Origin of the sequence: Mesotoga sp. HF07.pep.5.2.highcov (assembly GCF_003666285.1) — a bacterium.
GTDB lineage: Bacteria > Thermotogota > Thermotogae > Petrotogales > Kosmotogaceae > Mesotoga > Mesotoga prima.
In genome coordinates, this window is record NZ_JFHJ01000046.1 from 1 (window position 1) to 3105 (window position 3105).

At 46.2% G+C, this 3105-nt stretch carries 3 protein-coding genes; 1 reads left to right on the plus strand and 2 read right to left on the minus strand.

Going from position 1 to position 3105, the window contains the following annotated elements:
• Positions 1-471: 471 nt before the first annotated feature.
• Positions 472-708, minus strand: a complete 237-nt coding sequence (locus BG32_RS00895; protein ID WP_006486683.1) for a hypothetical protein — start codon at positions 706-708, stop codon at positions 472-474.
• Positions 709-1806: 1098 nt separating this feature from the next.
• Positions 1807-2013: a hypothetical protein gene (locus tag BG32_RS15455; protein ID WP_183084253.1), complete on the minus strand. Its 207-nt coding sequence runs from the start codon at positions 2011-2013 to the stop codon at positions 1807-1809.
• Positions 2014-2635: 622 nt separating this feature from the next.
• On the opposite strand from BG32_RS15455, the gene BG32_RS00910 reads away from it, so the two are divergent.
• A partial coding sequence (locus tag BG32_RS00910) for an ARMT1-like domain-containing protein (RefSeq protein ID WP_121526235.1) occupies positions 2636-3105 on the plus strand: 470 nt, incomplete at its 3' end.

The window sequence follows — 3105 nt, forward strand, 5'->3', positions numbered from 1 at the left end:
GACACTTCGAAAGTCAGTGAAAACGCCGTAAATCCAACAAAAAGAATAACAATTAGGGCAACAAAACCCTTTCTAAACATATTTCCCACCTCCATAGAATCGTGAGTATTTGTGGAATTATTGTCAAAAATCGCAGGTCAATAACGGTCGTACTCAAATGATTGCCGAGATTGGAATTGAGGGATGCTAGCTTTGAAAGACTTTCCTTAGAAGCAACGACGACGAGCGCGGAGAGAGCGAAGTGAGTCTTCACACGAATGAAGTTTCACACTTTGAGGTTGGTTAAGTTTCATAAATTCGCATTCAACAACAGAAAGAAAGATGAACTCCATTGTTTACCTCCTCTTCCAAACCCTATTAGGTCGGTCTTTGCTATTATACACTCCTGAAGGTTATGAAAGTACACTATGCGAATTTATTTACATCATCTTATGTTTTCCGTTGCTTTGCTCGTTCTTTCTTCAAACCTCGCTATCTTCTACCGTGACAGAAACTATCGAAATCCTTGAAGTCGATATAATCTCGAACTCTTTGCAGAGAAGCCCATATAAACTCCTCAAAGAGCTTTGCATCATCTTCGCTGTTTAGTTCTTCAACAACATCCTCTTGCTCCGTTGGACGTGTAGCGATGTACCGACTCCCTACTGCCTTGTAATTTGAATAGAGGTTGAAATTGAAAATCCCATTTTCCTTTGATCTGTAATACACAGCTTACACCTCCTGCATTTCATAACAATTATATCATCCTCTGTAACAAGCGTAATTGGGGGCTTCAGGCAGGGGGGAGGAAAGAGCAAGGGATCAGATGCAAGTTGTGAGTTGTGAATTGTCGTAAAAAAGGCCGGGGTTGGAGGTTGGTGGTTGGAGGTCCGTAAGAGCAAGAGAAACTGATTGACCGTTGAGCGGTTCTACGTTCGCCGGGGAGAGCCGTGAAGCAATAGCATCGAGATTCCGACCAGTAGCTTTGTCGGAATGACGGAATGAGGCGTTTTCGGGAAAACCATCTGCTGTCATCCCGAACTTGTTTCGGGATCTCGGTTTTCGAATATAACGTGGTTTGCGATAGCACGTAGGGCGTTGGAAAGAGCCAACTGAAACCGGTTCGCCGTTGAGCGGTTCTCCGTTCTCCGAGAAGAGCCGATCACCGCTTGCTAGGAGACGCTTAACGCTGGAAAGAGCAAAAGATCAGTTGTAACTTGTGAGTTGTAAGCCCGTAGTTGGGGGCTCGAAAGAGCAGATTGAAACCGGTTCGCCGTTGAGCGGTTCTACGTTCGCCGGGGAGAGCCGTGAAGCAATAGCATCGAGATTTTGACCGGGAGATTTGTCGGAATGACGGAATGAGGCGTTTTCGGAATGACCAAGCGTTGTCGTCACGATGGTAGTTTTGGGCGACTTTTCGCATCGTTATCACGAAACGGTTTTCGGTATAACCATTCGCTGTCATCCCGAACTTGTTTCGGGATCTGGTTTTTATCCTCTCAACGGAGGACGGTGTACTGTTGACTGGCTAACGTTTTTCATAAGCGTTCAGCGGGTTCTTGCTCCTAAGCGGACAGCGGCTTTTAGACAGAAATTCTGACCAGGGGCATTGTCAGAATGACGGGATATGGCCTTTTCGCAATAATCTTTAATTGTCATTCCGTAGTGCTCCTGTATGGGATCTCGCAACTAAGAACAGTCATCCCCTAAGAACGAAGACCCGCTGATCGCTGGAAAGAACAGTCCTTTCACCCAAAAGACCGAGATTCTGACTAGGACCATTGTCAGAATGACGGGATATGGCCTTTTCGCAATAATCTTTAATTGTCATTCCGTAGTGCCCCTGTACGGGATCTCGCGACTAAGAACAGCTATCCCCTTAAGAACGAAGATCCGCTGATCGCTGGAAAGAACAGTCCTTTCACCCAAAAGACCGAGATTCTGACTAGGACCATTGTCAGAATGACGGGATATGGCCTTTTCGCAATAATCTTTAATTGTCATTCCGTAGTGCTCCTGTACGGGATCTCGCAACTAAGAACAGTCATCCCCTAAGAACGAAGACCCGCTGATCGCTGGGAAGAACAGTCCTTTCACCCAAAAGACCGAGATTCTGACTAGGAGCATTGTCAGAATGACGACATGTGTTGCTTTCAGAATAACCGAAGAGCCATTTAACATAGTCATTCTTTCTCGCACTGCACACGATCGAATTCTCTGACTTTCATTTCTTTTGAGCATCCTGTCACGAAAGTGTTAGCATCGACGGGAAACGTTGTAATCAGTAATGATCAGCGGAGACTGGTTCTTTACCCGAAGCAGTAGGAACTGGCATGCGAAGCAGACTGGCTACGTAGATCTTCCCCGCGAAGCGGGCATTGCGACCTGGCGTGACCTTTGCCAGCCTTGCGTCCTGCCGCAGGCGGCATTGCGACCGCCGATGATTTTCGGCGCCTTGCGTCTAGTGTTTTATGGTAGCATCACTTCCGGCGATGTTCTTCGCGCATCACTTAAGCTCTTGCCAGTCTGCTGATTTCGGATGACGGAGAACCGTTGACGGTTGACCTGATAGGCCTTTTGCAGATGTAGTTTGCATGTCAAATGAACACAGGTTGCGATTACTAAAACACTGTATAATTCATTGTGAGGTGATTGAATGAAGATAGATCTCAGATGTATTCCCTGCAATCTAAACAGCCTTCTCAGGATTCTTGACCAGAACCATGCCGGAGAGGAAGAGAAAAAGCAAGTAGTAAGAACCTTCATGAAAGAAGTCGCGGAAATGGACTGGTCAGATACTCCAATAGACATCGGCCGAAAGGTCGGTGAAGTACTTGAACCACTCTTTGGTGATAGCGATGCCTTTAGAGATATAAAGAAGATGTCTAATGACAATCTTCTGGAGATCTACGATGATTTAAAAACTGAGCTCCTCAAACTTGACGATCCGTTGATCGGTGCGCTGAAGCTTTCTGTCGCAGGTAATATCATAGACGTTGCTCCCGGTCACAAGATCGATATCCACTCCACGATGAAGGATGCTCTTTCCAGACCTTTTGCGATAGACGATCTTCAGGAACTTGCCGATAGAATCCGCAAGGCGAACTCTTTGCTGATCGTCGGAGA